Source organism: Aeromonas tecta, from assembly GCF_000820185.1.
GTDB lineage: Bacteria > Pseudomonadota > Gammaproteobacteria > Enterobacterales > Aeromonadaceae > Aeromonas > Aeromonas tecta.
Genome location: NZ_CDCA01000037.1, coordinates 125,413 through 141,382, shown reverse-complemented (window position 1 = coordinate 141,382; position 15,970 = coordinate 125,413). Strand labels below are relative to the sequence as shown.

Sequence of the window (15,970 nt, the reverse complement as noted above, 5' to 3'; positions counted from 1 at the left end):
CCGGTGGCCAAGGCGGCCGGCCAGCGAAGGAATAGATGATGCAAATGCAGACGGTGGATGTGGTGATCGTGGGGGGCGGCATGGTGGGCCTCGGGCTCGCCGCCGCCCTTAAAAACAGTGCACTGAGCGTGGCCGTGGTGGAAGGCCAGTTGCCCGACCCAGTGCTCGGGGCGGCGCCGGACAACAGGGTCAGCGCCTTGAGTCTGGCCAGCCAACACATCTTGCAAGGGGTCGGCGCCTGGGCCGGTATCGAGGCGCGGCGCCTGCAGCCTTACGACAAGATGGCGGTGTGGGAGCAAGACAGCTTCGGCCACATAGCTTTCGATGCCGCCAGTTTGCGCCAGAGCGCCCTCGGCCATATCATCGAGAACCGGGTCATTCAGCTGGCGCTGCTCGATGCCATTCTTGATGGCAATAATGGGGCAAGCAACATCCAGCTACTCACCCCGGCGCGAGCCCAGAGTCTGCAATGTGGCGAGGCGGGCGCCGTCCTGCTGCTGGACGATGGCCGCGCCCTCTCGGCCAAGTTGGTAGTGGCGGCCGACGGTGCCCACTCCTGGGTGCGCCGCCAGGCAGACATTCCGCTCACCAGCTGGGATTACGGCCATCACGCCCTGGTGGCGACGGTGCGCACCAGCGAGCCCCACGATGGGGTGGCGCGCCAGATCTTCACCCCCGAGGGGCCGCTCGCCTTCCTGCCCCTGTGGCAACCGGATCTCTGTTCCATCGTCTGGTCCATCCCCGCCGCCCGCGCCGAGGCGCTGTGCGATTGCGATGAGGAGCAATTCAACCGCCAACTCACGGCGGCCTTCGATGGCCGGCTGGGGCTGTGCAAGGTGGAAGGGGCGCGCAACGCCATCCCGCTCACCGCGCGCTATGCTCGCGACTTTGCCCGCGAGCGGCTGGTGTTGGTGGGGGATGCGGCCCACACCATACACCCGCTGGCGGGGCAGGGGGTGAACCTCGGCCTGTTGGACGCGGCGGCCCTGGCCGAGCAACTGCTCAAGAGCCAGCGCACCGGCGCCGACATAGGCCGGCTTGAGAACCTGCGCGGTTACGAGCGCTGGCGCAAGAGCGAGGCCGCCCGCATGCTGGCGGCGATGGAGGGGCTCAAGCGGCTGTTTGGTGGCGTTCATCCACTCAAGAAGCTGGTACGCGGAGTGGGGCTACGGGCTTTCGATGCCCTGACTCCCCTCAAAACCCAGGTGATCCGGGCCGCCATGGGGCTGGACGGAGAGCTGCCGGCCCTGGCCAAGGGTGAAAAAATCTAATCCTACCCGGGGTTTTTAACAATAAATCTAATCTGACAAGGCGAAATGCCCCTTCTGGGGACCAGCCTTTAATGTTGGCGTGAGGCGAAACGTTTTTCTGTAAATTGTGACGAAACGGTGAAAATCAACATTAAATCCCGCAAATGCCGGTCATCTACTGTTTTTATCACTGTTTTTGCCTTAGTGTCTGGTGTCAGTTTAACGGGGGCGGATTAGTTTTTTTTGAGCAGCAGCATCTCGCTCTTGTCATATAATCCGCTCCGTTCAAGGAATCACTCTTGCCCGGCAAGGGCAGGAACGAGCACAGACCTTGTGATCCTGTCTCTCTTCCCGAGAGGTAAGCGAGATGGACGTCGCAGGTGTTGTCGCTAACGCTTTAGGGCTCTTTGCTAAGGAAAGAATGCGATGATCCAGACTACTGTACTGCATCCCAAGCACCTGGAAGCCGGTGCCAAGATGGTAGACTTCCACGGTTGGGAGATGCCCATCAACTACGGCTCCCAGCTCGAAGAGCACCATGTGGTGCGCACCGATGCGGGCATGTTCGATGTCTCCCACATGACCATCGTCGATTTGACCGGCGAACGGGTCAAAGCCTTCCTGCAACACCTGCTGGCCAACGACGTGGCCAAGCTCACCGTCCCTGGCAAGGCCCTCTACAGCGGCATGCTGAACCCGGACGGTGGCGTCATCGATGACCTCATCACCTATTATCTCGGCGACACCTTCTACCGCCTGGTGGTGAACTCCGCCACCCGCGAGAAAGACCTGGCCTGGATCCGTCACCACGCCATCGATTTTGCCGTGAGCGTCACCGAGCGCCCGGAACTCGCCATGATCGCGGTACAGGGCCCGCAAGCCAAGGCCAAGGCGGCCAAGGTGTTCACCCCTGAGCAAAACGCCGCCGTGGCGGGGATGAAACCCTTCTTCGGCGTACAGGCCGGCGATCTCTTCATTGCCACCACCGGCTACACCGGCGAAGAGGGCTACGAAATCGTGGTGCCCGAGCCGCAAGCCTGCGCCCTGTGGCAGGCGCTGCTGGACAACGGCGTGGCCCCTTGCGGCCTGGGTGCCCGCGACACCCTGCGTCTCGAAGCCGGCATGAACCTCTACGGTCAGGACATGGACGAGTCTATCTCTCCGCTGGCCGCCAACATGGCCTGGACCCTGGCCTGGGAGCCCAGCGATCGCCAGTTTATCGGCCGCGCCGCCCTGGAAGCCCAGAAAGCCGCCGGTACCCAACCAAAATTGGTAGGCCTGGTGATGGAAGAGAAAGGGGTGCTGCGTGCCGGCATGCCGGTCACCTTCACCAGCGAGAGTGGTGAGACCCGGGAGGGGATTATCACCTCCGGCTCCTTCTCGCCGACCCTGGGTTACAGCATTGCCCTGGCCCGCGTGCCCCGTGACATCGGCGCCGAGGCGCAAGTCGAGATCCGCAAGAAGCTGGTCACCGTGAAGGTCACCAAGCCGGCCTTCGTGCGCAACGGCCAGCCATTGGTGTAACTATCTATTGCGGCGAAGGGTGTTCCCCTTCGCCAGTTCTTTTTGTCGAAGCGATTCAAGAGCATAAAGGAAGCAGAAATGAGCCATATCCCGAGCGAACTGAAATATGCCACCTCCCACGAGTGGGTCCGTGTTGAAGCCAACGGTGAGGCCGTGGTCGGTATCACCGAGCACGCCCAGGATCTGCTGGGAGACATGGTGTTCGTCGATCTGCCGGAAGTGGGCAAGCAAATCGGTGCCGGTGAAGACTGCGCCGTGGCCGAGTCGGTAAAAGCCGCCTCCGACATCTACAGCCCGGTGAGTGGCGAGATCATCGCCATCAACGAAGAGCTGGAAGGCAGCCCCGAGCTGGTCAACTCCGATCCCTACGGCGCCGGCTGGTTGTTCCGCATCAAGCTGGACGACGCCTCTGAGCTCGCCAACTTGCTGGATGCCGAAGGCTACCAGAACGTGGTCGACGAAGACTAAGGATGCCGGGCCCTGCAAGAATTTGCAGGGCCTTTTTGTATGGCCGCGAGCGACTTTGGGTCGTGGCGGCCGGGTGAAGTCGCCCGCGCCAGCCCGTTCTCTCCTCTTGGATGAGACGGGCAGGCCGCCAGAACCGCGACTCCCCTGGATGCGCCAGCCGTATCCCGTGTCCGCACCCAGTGCCCGTGACACACAGAACATGAGTGGAGTCGGCGCCGCCGGCTCGGGAATGTCTATCAGGACTTATTAGCAGGACCTATTTATCAGGAAATCAGGGAAATGACTCAGTCACTGTTTGAACTCGAACAAAAAACCGACTTCATCCGCCGCCACATAGGCCCGGGTGAGGAAGAGCTGCGCGCCCTGCTGGCCGTAGTGGGCGCAGAGAGCCTGGACGATCTCATCGATCAGACCGTCCCCGCCGCCATCCGTCGTCCCGGCCCGCTCGGCATCGGCGCCCCCATGACCGAAGTGGAGGCCCTGGCCAAACTCAAGGGCTACGCCGCGAAAAACCGGATCGCCAAGAGCTACATCGGCATGGGCTATCACGACACCCACGTGCCCCACGTCATCTTGCGCAACGTGCTGGAAAACCCGGGTTGGTACACCGCCTACACCCCTTATCAACCCGAGCTGGCCCAGGGCCGTCTCGAGGCGCTGCTGAACTTCCAGCAGTTGACTCTGGATTTGACCGGCATGGACTTGGCCAGTGCCTCCCTGCTGGATGAGGCCACCGCCGCCGCCGAAGCCATGGCGCTCGCCAAGCGCATGGCCAAATCCAAGTCCAACCTCTTCTTCGTGGCCGACGATGTGCACCCGCAAGTGATCGACGTGGTCAAGGAGCGGGCGGTGCATTTTGGCTTCGACGTCGCCGTTGCTCCCGCCGCTGAGGCGGTGAGCGAGGAGGTGTTCGGTGCCATGTTCCAATACCCCGGCACCACTGGTAACGTCACCGATCTGCGTACCCTGATCGCCGCGGTCCAGGCCCAGAAGGGCTTGGCCTGCGTCGGCGCCGACATGCTCTCCCTGTTGCTGCTCAAATCCCCCGGTGAGCTGGGCGCGGACGTGGTGTTCGGCTCCGCTCAGCGCTTCGGCGTGCCCATGGGTTACGGTGGCCCGCACGCGGCCTTCTTCGCCACCCGCGATGCCTACAAGCGCTCCATGCCGGGCCGCATCATCGGCGTCTCCAAGGATGCCCGTGGCAAGCCGGCCCTGCGCATGGCGATGCAGACCCGCGAGCAGCACATTCGCCGCGAGAAGGCGAATTCCAACATCTGTACCGCTCAGGTGCTGCTGGCCAACATGGCGAGCTTCTACGCCGTCTACCACGGCCCGGTTGGACTGAAAACCATAGCGTCCCGCGTCCATCGCCTGACGTCCATCCTGGCGCTGGGTCTCACCGCCAAGGGCATGAGCCTCAAGCACAACAGCTGGTTCGATACCCTCACTGTGCTGACCGCTGACAAAGCAGGGCTGGTTGCCCGCGCCGAGCTGCTTGGCGTCAACCTGCGCTCGGATCTGGACGGTACCGTGGGCGTCTCCCTGTCCGAGACCACCACCCGCGAGGATGTCGCCGAGCTGTTTGATCTGTTCCTGGGCAAAGGCCACGGCCTGGACGTCGCCGCTCTGGATGCCAAGGCGCAGGCCCATCAGGCCATCGCGCCGGATCTGCTGCGCAGCGATGCCGTGCTGACCCACGAGGTGTTCAACAAGTACCACTCCGAGACCGAGATGTTGCGCTACATCCACCGTCTCGAAGCGAAAGATCTGGCGCTGAACTACGCCATGATCTCGCTTGGCTCCTGCACCATGAAGCTCAACGCCACCGCCGAGATGATCCCGGTGACCTGGCCCGAGTTTGGCAAGCTGCACCCCTTCGCCCCGCTGGCCCAGACCCAGGGTTACCAGCTGCTGCTGGCAGACCTCGAAGACTGGCTGGTGAAGGTAACCGGTTATGACGCCGTCTGCATGCAGCCGAACTCCGGCGCCCAGGGCGAGTACGCTGGCCTCCTGGCCATCAAGAAGTACCACGAGTCTCGTGGCGAGGGGCATCGCGATGTCTGCCTGATCCCGGCCTCCGCCCACGGCACCAATCCGGCTTCCGCCCAGATGGCGGGCCTCAAGGTCATCGTCACCGCCTGCGACAAGTTCGGTAACGTGGATCTCGACGACCTGCGCGCCAAGGCCGCCGAGGTGGGAGATCAACTCTCCTGCCTGATGGTGACCTACCCCTCCACCCACGGGGTGTATGAGGAGACCATCAAGGAGGTGTGCGATATCGTGCACCAGCACGGTGGTCAGGTGTACCTGGACGGCGCCAACATGAACGCCCAAGTGGGGCTGACGGCGCCTGGCTTTATCGGTGCGGACGTCTCTCACCTCAACCTGCACAAGACCTTCGCCATTCCCCATGGCGGTGGTGGTCCTGGCATGGGCCCCATCGGCGTGAAACAGCACCTGGCCCCCTTCGTGGCCGGTCATGCCGTGGTCAAGACCGACAAGGAGAGCCGCAACAACGGCGCCGTGTCGGCGGCTCCGTTCGGCTCGGCCAGCATCCTGCCCATCAGCTGGATGTACATCGCCATGCTGGGTGATGAGGGTCTCAAAAAATCCACTCAGGTGGCCATCCTCAACGCCAACTACCTGGCCAAGAAGCTGGGGGAATCCTTCCCCGTGCTCTACACAGGTCGCAACGGCCGGGTCGCCCACGAGTGCATCCTGGACATTCGTCCGCTCAAAGAGGCCTCCGGCATCAGCGAGATGGACGTGGCCAAGCGCCTGATGGACTACGGCTTCCACGCGCCGACCATGAGCTTCCCGGTGGCGGGTACCCTGATGGTCGAGCCGACCGAATCCGAATCCAAGCGCGAGCTGGATCGCTTCGTCGAAGCCATGACCCGTATCCGTGCCGAGATTGCCAAGGTGCAGGACGGCCATTGGAGCCTGACCGACAACCCGCTGGTGCATGCGCCCCACACCCAGGATGACGTGATGGACGAGCAGTGGGCCCGTGGCTATACCCGCGCCGAGGCGGTGTTCCCGTCCGACGCCGTGCGCGCCGCCAAGCTGTGGCCGTCGGTCAACCGCATCGACGACGTGTACGGGGATCGCAACCTATTCTGCTCCTGCATCCCGACCGAGGATTATGCTGACTAATCTTCATCGGTGATCACGGCTATCTAAGTTGAAAACGCGAAGGCCCTGCATCTGCAGGGCCTTTTTATTTTGTCGTCTGGCTGTAGATCAAAGTTTGCTGCTGGGCAGGCTACCTGTGGTAGCTCTTAATTCGGAGCGGTTGATCCAACGAGCCGATCTGGAGAGCGGTCAGTCACAGCAATGCCGCTCCACATCGCTGCCTGTTAACTGTCTGACGCATTTGGCCTCTGCCTTGCGAGCCGCTGGATATCGCGAACCTCCAGCGTGTGGTTGCCCGCGCCGGTGCGAGCCACATTGAGCATGGCGCTCGCCACCTCCTCTGTGGTGAGGAAATAGTGGGGGAGCAGGCGCTTTATCAAAGGCATGAAGGGGCGAGCGAGTTGATACAGCCTTCTGTAGCTAGGGGTTTTTGACTGCGCGCCATGGAGCGGCTGAATGAATGCCGGGCGCATGAGGTAGACGCCGCGAAAGGGCAGTGCCTGCAGATCACGTTCGGTACGGCCTTTCACCCGCGCCCACATGGAGCCTGACTTGCCCGTGTTGTCGGTGCCCGCCCCGGATACATAGACAAACACCATGCCGGGATTGATGGTGGCCATCAGCCGGGCCACCCTGAGGGTCAGGTCATAGGTGATGCGCGTGTATTGCGCCTCCGTCATGCCGGAGGAGGAGACCCCGAGACAGAAGAAGCAGGCATCGAATCCCGTCAATTCGGCGGCATGATCCGCGATCTGCATGAGATCCGGGATCACAACCTGGGTCAGTTTTGCCTCTTGCCGATCCACTTTTGTCCGCCCGACCAGGGTGAGCGGCGACACATCGGATGCCAGCAGACACTCGCGGATGACACCCTGGCCCAGCATGCCAGTGGCACCAAACACCAGTACCTTCAGTGGGCTCCTCATGGCGTCACCAGACGGCGCACGGCCTCGATCAATGCACTGCGGACGGCCTCCTTCTGGCTGCCATCCAGCAACTCCACATAATCCAGCTGCACCGTCGAGAGCCGATAGATGAGGGTCAGCAGGTGCTGGGCCGGAATGGCCTTGGTCACGGCACCGGCATCCTGGGCCTCGACCAATTTTGCCACTTTTTCCGCGTTGGCCTCGGCCGCTGCTCCCGCCATCTCCGGCATACCGCCGCGCTCGAGTTGCTGCCAGGTGGCTAACCTGAGCACCTCGGGATGGGCGCTGTACCAGTCGAACATCTGCGACACATAGCCAGGCAGATCATAGGGGTCGAAAGAGACGTGATTGATGACGTTCAGGACCATTTCATCGAAGACCGCATCGAACAAGCCCTCCTTGCTGCCAAAGTGGCCGTAGATCGACTGCTTGTTGCAGGACGAGGTTGCGGCGATGCGATCTACCCGCGCCCCCGCTATGCCGTAAGCCGCAAACTCGGCCGTTCCCGCCTCCAGTAGACGACGACGTGTTGCTTCTGGATCTCGCATAAAACCTCAACCTTCATTAACAACCAATTGGTTGCCAGTCTAGCAAAGCGCCTCCGACACTACAAACCAACCATTTGGTTGACTACTTCTAAGCAAGGTCTAGAATGCTACAAACCAACTGTTTGGTTGTAACCTGTAAAAGGACAATGATCATGCTTCACATCACTCACCATTTTATTGGCGGTCACCGAGTAGCGCCCCAAGGGAGCGATCTTTTCGAAGTGCGATCCCCTTTTGATGGTGCGCTAGTCGGCACTGTGCCTGCCGCCACTCCAGCCGACATCGATCTGGCCGTTAGCGCCGCACGCCAGGCCTTCGACACCGGTCCCTGGCCGCGTCTGTTACCCTCTGAGCGCCAGACTGTACTCCAAAAATTCTCGGCACTTCACGCCGCCAACGCCAACGAGATTGCGACTCTGATCAGCCGTGAGAACGGCACTCCCATCAGCGGCGCACTCATGCTCCAGCAGGGGATAGTGCCGCAAAACCAGGCCTATCTCGATGCTGCCGCCAGCTTCCCCTGGGAGGAGCGCCGCCCCGCGTTTATCAAGGGCGAGACGATATGGCGCCGCGAGCCGCTGGGGGTGGTCGCCGCCATCATCCCCTGGAATGCCCCGCAGCAATCGGCGCTGGTGAAGTTGTTCCCCGCGCTGCTGGCCGGTTGCTCCGTGGTGCTCAAACTGGCGCCGGAAACCGGCCTGGACGGTCATCTGCTGGGCGAGCTGTTCAACGAAGCGGGTCTGCCGGAGGGGGTGCTGAGCATACTGACGGCCGAGCGTGAAACCAGCGAGTATCTAGTCAGGCATCCTGGCGTGGACAAGATTGCCTTTACCGGTTCGACGGGCGCAGGCAAGCGCATCGCCAGTCTGGCTGGCGAAAGTCTCAAGCGAGTTAGCCTCGAGCTGGGTGGCAAGTCCGCCGCCATTATCTTGCCGGATGTGGATATTGCGGCCACCGCCGCTGCCATCCAGCACAGCGCCTATATGAACAACGGCCAGGCGTGCATTGCCCATACCCGCGTGCTGGTGCCCGCAACGATGCATGACCGCTTTGTCGATGCACTGGCCAAGGTGGTCAATGCCATCAAGGTGGGTGACCCGAGCGATCCTGCGACCATGCAGGGGCCGCTGGTCGCCAAGCGGCAGCAGGAGCGTGTTTGGGGCTTTATCGAAAGCGGGATCGCCGAAGGGGCAAGGCTGGCCGCCGGTGGCTTGGGGATGCCGGAGGGATTGACCGAGGGCGCCTTCGTGAGTCCAACCCTGTTTGCCAACGTCAATAACAGCATGCGTATTGCCCAGGAAGAGATCTTCGGCCCCGTGGTGTGCGTCATTCCGTATCAGGATCTCGACGACGCCATCTCCATTGCCAACGACTCGCCTTATGGATTGTCCGGTGGCGTCTGGACCCATGATGAGTCAAAGGCCATCGAGATCGCCCGGCAGATGAGAACAGGGACTGTCTCCATCAACGGCCAGTGGCCCGATTTTCGCGCGCCATTTGGCGGCTATAAGCAAAGCGGCATCGGCCGTGAGTTCGGCAGCGAGGGGATTGCCATGTATGTGGAGCACAAGGTCATCAACCTTTAGCCGAGCCGAGCGGCCTATTTCATACAGACTCGCCAGTGAAAGTGCGTCTCTACCCCCTGGAAACGTAAAGGCCCTGCATCTGCGGGGCCTTTTTTATGGCTGGACGAGAGGCTCAGCCTCGCCGGGCCGCCTCGATGCGAGCGATGTCGATCTTGCTCATCTGCATCATGGCCTCGAAGGTGCGCCGGGCGACGGCGGGATCGGGGTCGGCCAGGGCCTGGGTGAGGGCGAGGGGGGTGATCTGCCAGGAGAGGCCCCACTTGTCCTGGCACCAGCCGCATTCGCTCGCCTGACCGCCGTTGTCGATGATGGCGTGCCAGTAACGATCCGTCTCGGCCTGGGTCTCTGTCGCTATCTGGAACGAGAAGGCCCAGCTGTGGTTGACCCCAGGGCCACCGTTGAGCCCGAGGCAGGGGATCCCCATCAGGACGAATTCGACCGTCAGTAGATCTCCCCGCTTGCCGGAGGGAAAGTCGGTGGGGGCATAAAACAGCGCTCCGACCCTGGAGTCAGGGAAGAGGCTGGCATAAAACCGGGCGGCTTCCTCGGCGTCGCCATCGTACCAGAGGCAGATCCTGTTCTTTTCCGCTTTCATCATGTTGTCTCTCCATAACATGGCTTACTGGCAGCGCAATGGTCTGTTAGATTGCTATTTGGCAGTGGTTGCGGCGGCGGACGCCGCCACTTGTGTGGCATCCACGGCGGCGCTGAGGGCTTGCTGGAACTCATCCATCTGCGCCTTGGCCTGTTCGGCTTGCAGCGCCCCCGTGGTGGCCGCCGTGCCGGCCAGTTCGGGGCCGCAGCCCCATAACAGGCTGGCGAGGAGGGGCAATAGATATCTGGTGCTCAACATGGATCTCTCCCATCGGCTTGGGTCACTCAGGCTTGCCGCCTTGCAGGAGGCACGCTTGAGTGTAGTGCCGGGGAAGCATGGCATAGCAGTATGGTCGCCGAGCCGAACAGGGGTGGCCATCGGTCGATTGCGCCCTTACGGCAGCTCAGGGCATAGGCCCTATGCCTGACGGCCGGGCCCATTGGCCAGCCAGTTGGCATGCCAGCCCGGCAGTTGATCAAAGGGCATGGGCCGGCCCGCGTAGTAGCCCTGGCATTCGTCGCAGCCCAGACGAGCCAGCTGATCCCAGGTCCCCTTGTCTTCTACCCCTTCGGCCACGGTTCTGAGGCCAATCTTGCGCGCCAGAGTCAGGGTCGATTCTATGATGGCGAGTCGCACCGGATCCTCGTGGCAGCGGTCGACGAAGCTGCGATCCAGCTTGAGCTCGGTGAAGGGCAGCAAGTTGAGTTGCTGCATCGAGGAGTAGCCGGTGCCAAAGTCATCGATGGAGAGGCCAAAGCCGTGCATCCGTAGCCGGCTCAGCATCTCGAGGGAGTGGCCGAGATCCTTGACGAAGGCGCTCTCGGTCACCTCCAGGGTGATGAGGTTGGGGTTGATCCCCCTGTGTTGGCACTGCTCGAGCAGGTGATCACAGAGGTTGCCCTCGACCAGACTAGTGCTCGAGAGATTCAGGGAGAGCTTGATGGCGAGCCCGGCCGCCAGCCAGCTCGCCTCATCCTGCAGGCTCTGATCTATAAGCCGCTTGGTCAGTGGCGTGATGAGGCCGTGCTCCTCGGCCAGCGGGATGAAACGAGCGGGGGGTATGATGCCAAGGCTTGGGTGCAGCCAGCGAGATAGCGCCTCCACCCCCAGCCACTCGCCGGTGGCGAAGCTCACCTTGGGCTGATACCAGGGCACTATCTCCCCCTCTGCCAGCGCCCTGGCCAGATCCGCGACCCCGATATGGGGCCCGGATCCCGCAAGGGGAAGGTTGGCATCCGGCGCCCAGCGGGCCAGCAGCGCAGCGAGCCGTGCCGGGCTTGCTGGTTTATCCAGTCGGCCGAGCACTCGCAGACCGTAGGCATCGCTCATGCGCCGCACCGCCTCTACCACGTCCTCGTCGAGGGCACTCACCAGAATGATGCCGCCACGAAATCCGTTCAGGGAGAGGCGGCGCAGCAGTGCCATGCCATCCATGCCGGGCATGCGCAGATCGCACAGCAAAATATCCACCGGATGCTGACAGCACAGGGCCAGCGCGGCCTCGCCATCACCGGCCGCGAGCGGCATTGGGTAGCCGAGGGCCCGGAGCTGGTGTAGCAGGACCTTGCGTTGAAACACATTGTCTTCCACCACCAGCAGGGAAAGCTCAGAGTGGGGTTTGTTCATTGAGCCAGGCTCCTATCTCGTGGCCGATGGCCTGTGCCTTGCTGTGCAACTGGCGGATCAGCTCGGCCAGTGGCTCGGATTCTTGCTGCTTGCAGCAGGTTTCCACGGCATGGGCCAGTTCGGCCAGCTCGTGCTCGTCCACCATGTGCGCCGCCCCCTTGAGGCTGTGGGCGGCATTGAGCAAGCTGTCCCACTCAAGGGAGGGCAATGCCGCCTGTAGTGTCGCCAGATCGCTCTCGTTGCTGCTTAGGTACTCGGCCGCCAGGGTGCGGGCCACGGCCTCACTGCCAAACAAGTCTATCCAGCGATCCCCTATGGCGCTGATCTGCGCTACGGGTTGCCCGGCGGGCGGCAGGTAGTGGCCAAGAAGCTGCCCGAGATCCTCCAGCGTGTAGGGCTTATGGAGCATCCGGGTCATGCCGGCTTGGGCGCTCTGGCGGCTCACCTCCTCGGAGGCATCCGCCGTGATGCCGATGATGGGCGCGATGACCCCCAGTTTGCGCAGGGCTGCGGTGAGACGATAGCCATCGAGCTCGGGCATGTGGCAGTCGGTGAGCAGCAGATCGAACGGCTGCTGCTGCCAGGCGGCAAGCGCGACGTTTCCGTTCTCACATAATTCGAATTCGAGCCCCAGCAGGCCGAGCTGGCGCCGCAGCAGGGCCCGGTTGATGGGGTGATCTTCGGCGACCAGCACCCGGCCCTGTAGCTGGCTGATGGTGGGGCTGGTCGGGGTCGCCGTATCACGGCGGGCAGTCAGTTCGAGGCAGCTCTCCAACAGCAGATCCGGGTAGAGAGGGTGACTGCCAAGGCGCAGGCAGTTGCCAGGATGCACACTGGTACGCAGGCTCTCCAGCTCGCTGAGATAGACAATCCGGTAGCCAGCATGCACCACCCGACAGGCGGGGCTCTCATGACCCTGTTGGCAACCTGGCGGGCAGAGGGTTTGCGCCGTGGGTTCGTCCAGTAGCAACAGCCCGGGCGCGAGGGGGGCCTCTCGATCGCAGAGCGTCACCTCGGCGCCGAAGCTGCGCAGCAAGGCGGCTCCCTCGTACAGGGAGGCCGAGACTTGCCAGTGAGTGCCGGCCAGCGGCGGCTCGTCCCAGCAGGGCTGGCGCAGTGGCAGCGACAAGATGGCCCGGGTACCCAGACCCGGATCGCTTTCCAGCGTCAGGCTTCCCCCCATCCGCTCGACCAGATTGCGGCTGATGGCGAGGCCGAGCCCGGTCCCCCCGAAACGGCGGCTGATGCTGGTATCTTCCTGCTCGAAAGGGGTGAAGAGGCGAGGCAACCGCTCCGGGGCGATGCCGATGCCGGTGTCCTCCACCCTCAGCCACAGCAGCGCATCCTGACAGGCGAGGGTGAGGGTGATGCTGCCCCGCTCGGTGAACTTGATGGCGTTGTGCAGCAGGTTGGAGAAGATCTGTCCCAGCCGGTTCGAGTCGATCTCGACCCTGTCCGGCAACGTGGTATCCCACTGCAGCTGGACTTGCAATCCCTTCTGGCGCGCGGTGGTCACGTTGCTGCGCACCACGGCGCAGAGCACCTCGGCCAGGCGCACGGAACGTGGCTCCAGGCGCAGCTGATCAGCCTCCATCTTGGAGTAGTCGAGGATGTCGTTGACCAGATAGAGCAGGTTATTGGCAGAGCTGACCACGTTGCGCACCAGATAGTGCTGATCTTCGCTCAGCTGGCCCAGCTGCAGCAGCTCCAGCATGCCGTGCATGCCGGCGATGGGGGTGCGCAGCTCATGACTCATGGTGGCGAGGAAGCGATCCCGGGCCCGGGTTGCCGCCTCGGCCTTCTGATGCGCCTCCTTGAGTGCCTGCTGTTGTTCGTTCAGCGCCGTGATGTCTTGCACCATGCCATAGAGCACGGCGCTGCCATCGGGCTGGCGGATGGTATTGCCGCGCACTTGCAGGCTGCGTACCTTGCCATCAACCAGGCGCGAGGGAATGGTGATATCGACCTGGGCCTCTTCGGCGATCTGGCGCTCGAGCTCGGTGAGCAGGGTGGATCGCAGGGGCTCGTCGATATAGGGCAGCAGCTCGTGATATTGGCGCGAGAGGATCTGCTGCGACGTGAGCAGGTTCATCTCCTGGGCGCCGGCGCTGACATACTGGAACTGCCCCTCTCCCTTGCCCCGATACTCGAACTGGAACACGAAGCCGGGAATGCTGTCGGTCAAGCGGGAGAGGCGAACCTCGGCCTCTCTGGCGCGGGCCTGGGCGTGCAGTTGCTCGGTCATGTCGGTGAGGACGGTGAGTACCCCCGCTTTCTCCCCTTTCTGGTCGCGAAACAGCCGCTTGTGATAGGTGATGATCCGCTCGCTGCCATCGTGCTGCTCAACCTCTCCCTGGGAGTAGAGATCCTCCCCGCTTTCCCACACCCGGGCATCTTCGTCCTGGATGCGCAGTATGACCTCCGGGGGAAGGATCTGATTGAGCAGCATCGCATAATCCCCATGGGTATCTTTTCCACCGAGGTAGAGCTGGCGGTAGGCCCGGTTGGTGATCGAGATTTCCAGCTGATCGTTGGTGAGTACCACCATGTTGGGCAGGGTATCGAGCAGGGTCTCCATCAGTTGCAACTGATGCGAGAGTGCGGTCTCGGCCCGCTGACGCTGGCGCACTTCGCGGCTGAGGGAACGGTTCCATAAATAGCCAAAAAACACCACGACAACAATGCTGCCAACCATCCAGATAACCAGTCGTAACAACTGGCTTCTGTTGATTCCTGTTTCTATTTTTAGGGTGAACCACTTGTCTTGCAGCAGTTGCATCTCTTCCGGGCTGATCGAGCCCAGGGTCTTGGCAAGGATGCTGGCCAGCAGGGGGTTGTCCTTGGTCACCACCATCGCCAGAGGCGCATCCAGCTCGTCGCCGCTGTAGGCGATGCGCAGCCCCTGGCCTGTGTCCTTGTGCAGGATCTGACCGCTGACCCCGCCATTGGCCAGGATGTAGTCCACGCGGCCCTCGGCGAGGGCCGCCAGTTGCTCATCGAAGGAGGAGAAGGTGACGGGCTCGGCCTGCCAGGCACGGATGATGGTCTCATCGGCCGAGGCTTTACTCCCTGCAATCCTGGCTCCCTTGAGCTCGCTGAGGTTGTTCAACTCCCCCTTCTCGCGCCGGGTGATCAGCATGCGTTTCAGGGTCAGGTAGTCCGGGATGAATAGGAAGTGCTTCCTTCGCTCGGGCAGGTTGACGATGGCCGGGACGAGATCCAGCTTGCCTTCTGCCAGCATGACCAGGCTGCCCGTCTGGGGATCGGTGGGTTGCAGCTTGAAACGCAGACCGCTGCGCCGCTCGATCAGGGTCAGCAGATCCGCCAGCATGCCGCTGAGCTTGCCGTTGTCATCAAGGGTGGCGAGACCAAACCAGGGGCCAGGCGCGAAGCGTACCTCCCGGTGATGGGCGATCCATGCCTGCTCCTGCGGGGTAAACAGGTTGGAGGCCCGGCTCTTCTCTTTGGGCTCGCGATAGATGCCGGCCAGCTCGATGAGCGCGTGCTTGTCCTGCAGGGTCAGGCTGTCCACCGCGAGCCCGAGCAGGGCTCCCAGCCGCACATTGTTGGTATCCGTGGAGAGGGAAAGCTGGGCGGATTCTATCCAGGGCACCTCGACCAGATGCTGGGCCTTGACCCGTTGACTGGCTATGTTGGTCTCCAGATAAGGGCGATCGGAGAGGTAGGCATCCGCCAACCCGTACTTGACCATGAACAGGGCTTCCATGTTGGTATCAACATGCTTGATCTTCTTGAAGCCAAGGTGTTCGAGCAGATCGCAATTGTCATAGCCTCGCTCGCAGACCCACTGCATCTGCGCGGCCTGCGCCAAGTCGGGGGGCGGGCCCGACTTGGCGAGCAGCACGGCGCGCGGGATCTCGATAAGCGGTGCGGTAAAATGCATCAGGTTCTGGCGCTGGGGTGTCATGGCCACCCCGGCAAGGGCGTCGACCTCGCCGCTGCGCAAGGCCTGCTGGGCATCTTCGAAGATGGGATAAGCCCGGTAGCGGAGTCTGAGATCGAGCCGCTGACTGACCGTCTTCAGGTAATCGTGCAGCAACCCCTGATAGTGATTGTCGCCCGTGTAGTAGCTGTAAGGCGCCCAGTCGGAAGCCGGCATGCCGATCACCAGGGTCTGCTTCTCGCGCAACCATTCACGCTGCTCGGCATCGAGGCGCAGGGCATAGGGGGCCGGCACCTCGGCCAGTACTACCTGACCCGCCAGCAGTGTCAGCAAAATCAGTAGTCGAACAACCCCGCGCAAGATACATCTCCTGGTAAATGTGATAAGGGTCGCAGTGTAAGGGCCTGC

The 15,970-nt window shown here is 62.4% G+C and carries 11 protein-coding genes; 5 read left to right on the top strand and 6 right to left on the bottom strand.

From position 1 onward, the window contains the following. Nucleotides 1-38: 38 nt before the first annotated feature. From BN1137_RS17895 to gcvP, 4 genes are all read left to right on the top strand, one after another. Nucleotides 39-1,271 carry an FAD-dependent 2-octaprenylphenol hydroxylase gene (locus tag BN1137_RS17895; protein ID WP_050719886.1) on the top strand — a complete coding sequence of 411 codons (1,233 nt, stop codon included), beginning with the start codon at nt 39-41 and terminating at the stop codon, nt 1,269-1,271. Nucleotides 1,272-1,676: 405 nt separating this feature from the next. Beyond that, nucleotides 1,677-2,774, top strand: coding sequence for a glycine cleavage system aminomethyltransferase GcvT (gcvT, locus tag BN1137_RS17890; protein ID WP_050719885.1), 1,098 nt, complete (start codon nt 1,677-1,679; stop codon nt 2,772-2,774). A gap of 78 nt (nt 2,775-2,852) precedes the next feature. After that, complete coding sequence (gene gcvH / locus BN1137_RS17885; RefSeq protein WP_050719884.1) at nt 2,853-3,242, top strand: glycine cleavage system protein GcvH; 390 nt, start codon at nt 2,853-2,855, stop codon at nt 3,240-3,242. Between the two features lie 279 nt (nt 3,243-3,521). Next, nucleotides 3,522-6,398: an aminomethyl-transferring glycine dehydrogenase gene (gene gcvP, locus BN1137_RS17880; protein WP_050719883.1), complete on the top strand. Its 2,877-nt coding sequence runs from the start codon at nt 3,522-3,524 to the stop codon at nt 6,396-6,398. A gap of 203 nt (nt 6,399-6,601) precedes the next feature. On the opposite strand, the gene BN1137_RS17875 is transcribed toward gcvP, so the two are convergent. Together BN1137_RS17875 and BN1137_RS17870 are read right to left on the bottom strand one after the other, a co-directional pair. After that, a complete protein-coding gene (locus BN1137_RS17875; RefSeq protein WP_198150665.1) occupies nt 6,602-7,303 on the bottom strand; it encodes a Rossmann-fold NAD(P)-binding domain-containing protein in 702 nt (233 codons plus the stop codon). Next, nucleotides 7,300-7,851 (bottom strand): TetR/AcrR family transcriptional regulator, encoded by a 552-nt coding sequence (locus tag BN1137_RS17870; RefSeq protein WP_050719882.1) that lies wholly within the window; start codon nt 7,849-7,851, stop codon nt 7,300-7,302. Before BN1137_RS17870 ends, BN1137_RS17875 begins: the two co-directional genes overlap by 4 nt. 152 nt (nt 7,852-8,003) lie before the next feature. On the opposite strand from BN1137_RS17870, the gene BN1137_RS17865 reads away from it, so the two are divergent. After that, nucleotides 8,004-9,437, top strand: a complete 1,434-nt coding sequence (locus BN1137_RS17865; RefSeq protein WP_050719961.1) for an aldehyde dehydrogenase — start codon at nt 8,004-8,006, stop codon at nt 9,435-9,437. Nucleotides 9,438-9,549: 112 nt separating this feature from the next. On the opposite strand, the gene BN1137_RS17860 is transcribed toward BN1137_RS17865, so the two are convergent. The 4 genes from BN1137_RS17860 to BN1137_RS17845 form a co-directional block, all read right to left on the bottom strand. Further along, nucleotides 9,550-10,035, bottom strand: a complete 486-nt coding sequence (locus tag BN1137_RS17860; RefSeq protein ID WP_050719881.1) for a VOC family protein — start codon at nt 10,033-10,035, stop codon at nt 9,550-9,552. A gap of 51 nt (nt 10,036-10,086) precedes the next feature. Continuing rightward, a complete protein-coding gene (locus BN1137_RS17855) occupies nt 10,087-10,290 on the bottom strand; it encodes a hypothetical protein (protein ID WP_050719880.1) in 204 nt (67 codons plus the stop codon). Between the two features lie 159 nt (nt 10,291-10,449). Then, nucleotides 10,450-11,658: an EAL domain-containing response regulator gene (locus tag BN1137_RS17850; protein ID WP_050719879.1), complete on the bottom strand. Its 1,209-nt coding sequence runs from the start codon at nt 11,656-11,658 to the stop codon at nt 10,450-10,452. Then, complete coding sequence (locus BN1137_RS17845) at nt 11,639-15,922, bottom strand: ATP-binding protein (RefSeq protein ID WP_157433820.1); 4,284 nt, start codon at nt 15,920-15,922, stop codon at nt 11,639-11,641. Before BN1137_RS17845 ends, BN1137_RS17850 begins: the two co-directional genes overlap by 20 nt. Between the last annotated feature and the right edge of the window lie 48 nt (nt 15,923-15,970).

Excerpts from the sequence above, each read along its gene's own strand:
- BN1137_RS17895 (WP_050719886.1), top strand. The coding sequence starts at position 39 with ATGCAAATGCAGACGGTGGATGTGGTGATCGTGGGGGGCGGCATGGTG.
- gcvT (WP_050719885.1), top strand. The coding sequence starts at position 1,677 with ATGATCCAGACTACTGTACTGCATCCCAAGCACCTGGAAGCCGGTGCC.
- gcvH (WP_050719884.1), top strand. The coding sequence starts at position 2,853 with ATGAGCCATATCCCGAGCGAACTGAAATATGCCACCTCCCACGAGTGG.
- gcvP (WP_050719883.1), top strand. The coding sequence starts at position 3,522 with ATGACTCAGTCACTGTTTGAACTCGAACAAAAAACCGACTTCATCCGC.
- BN1137_RS17875 (WP_198150665.1), bottom strand. The coding sequence starts at position 7,303 with ATGAGGAGCCCACTGAAGGTACTGGTGTTTGGTGCCACTGGCATGCTG.
- BN1137_RS17870 (WP_050719882.1), bottom strand. The coding sequence starts at position 7,851 with ATGCGAGATCCAGAAGCAACACGTCGTCGTCTACTGGAGGCGGGAACG.
- BN1137_RS17865 (WP_050719961.1), top strand. The coding sequence starts at position 8,004 with ATGCTTCACATCACTCACCATTTTATTGGCGGTCACCGAGTAGCGCCC.
- BN1137_RS17860 (WP_050719881.1), bottom strand. The coding sequence starts at position 10,035 with ATGATGAAAGCGGAAAAGAACAGGATCTGCCTCTGGTACGATGGCGAC.
- BN1137_RS17855 (WP_050719880.1), bottom strand. The coding sequence starts at position 10,290 with ATGTTGAGCACCAGATATCTATTGCCCCTCCTCGCCAGCCTGTTATGG.
- BN1137_RS17850 (WP_050719879.1), bottom strand. The coding sequence starts at position 11,658 with ATGAACAAACCCCACTCTGAGCTTTCCCTGCTGGTGGTGGAAGACAAT.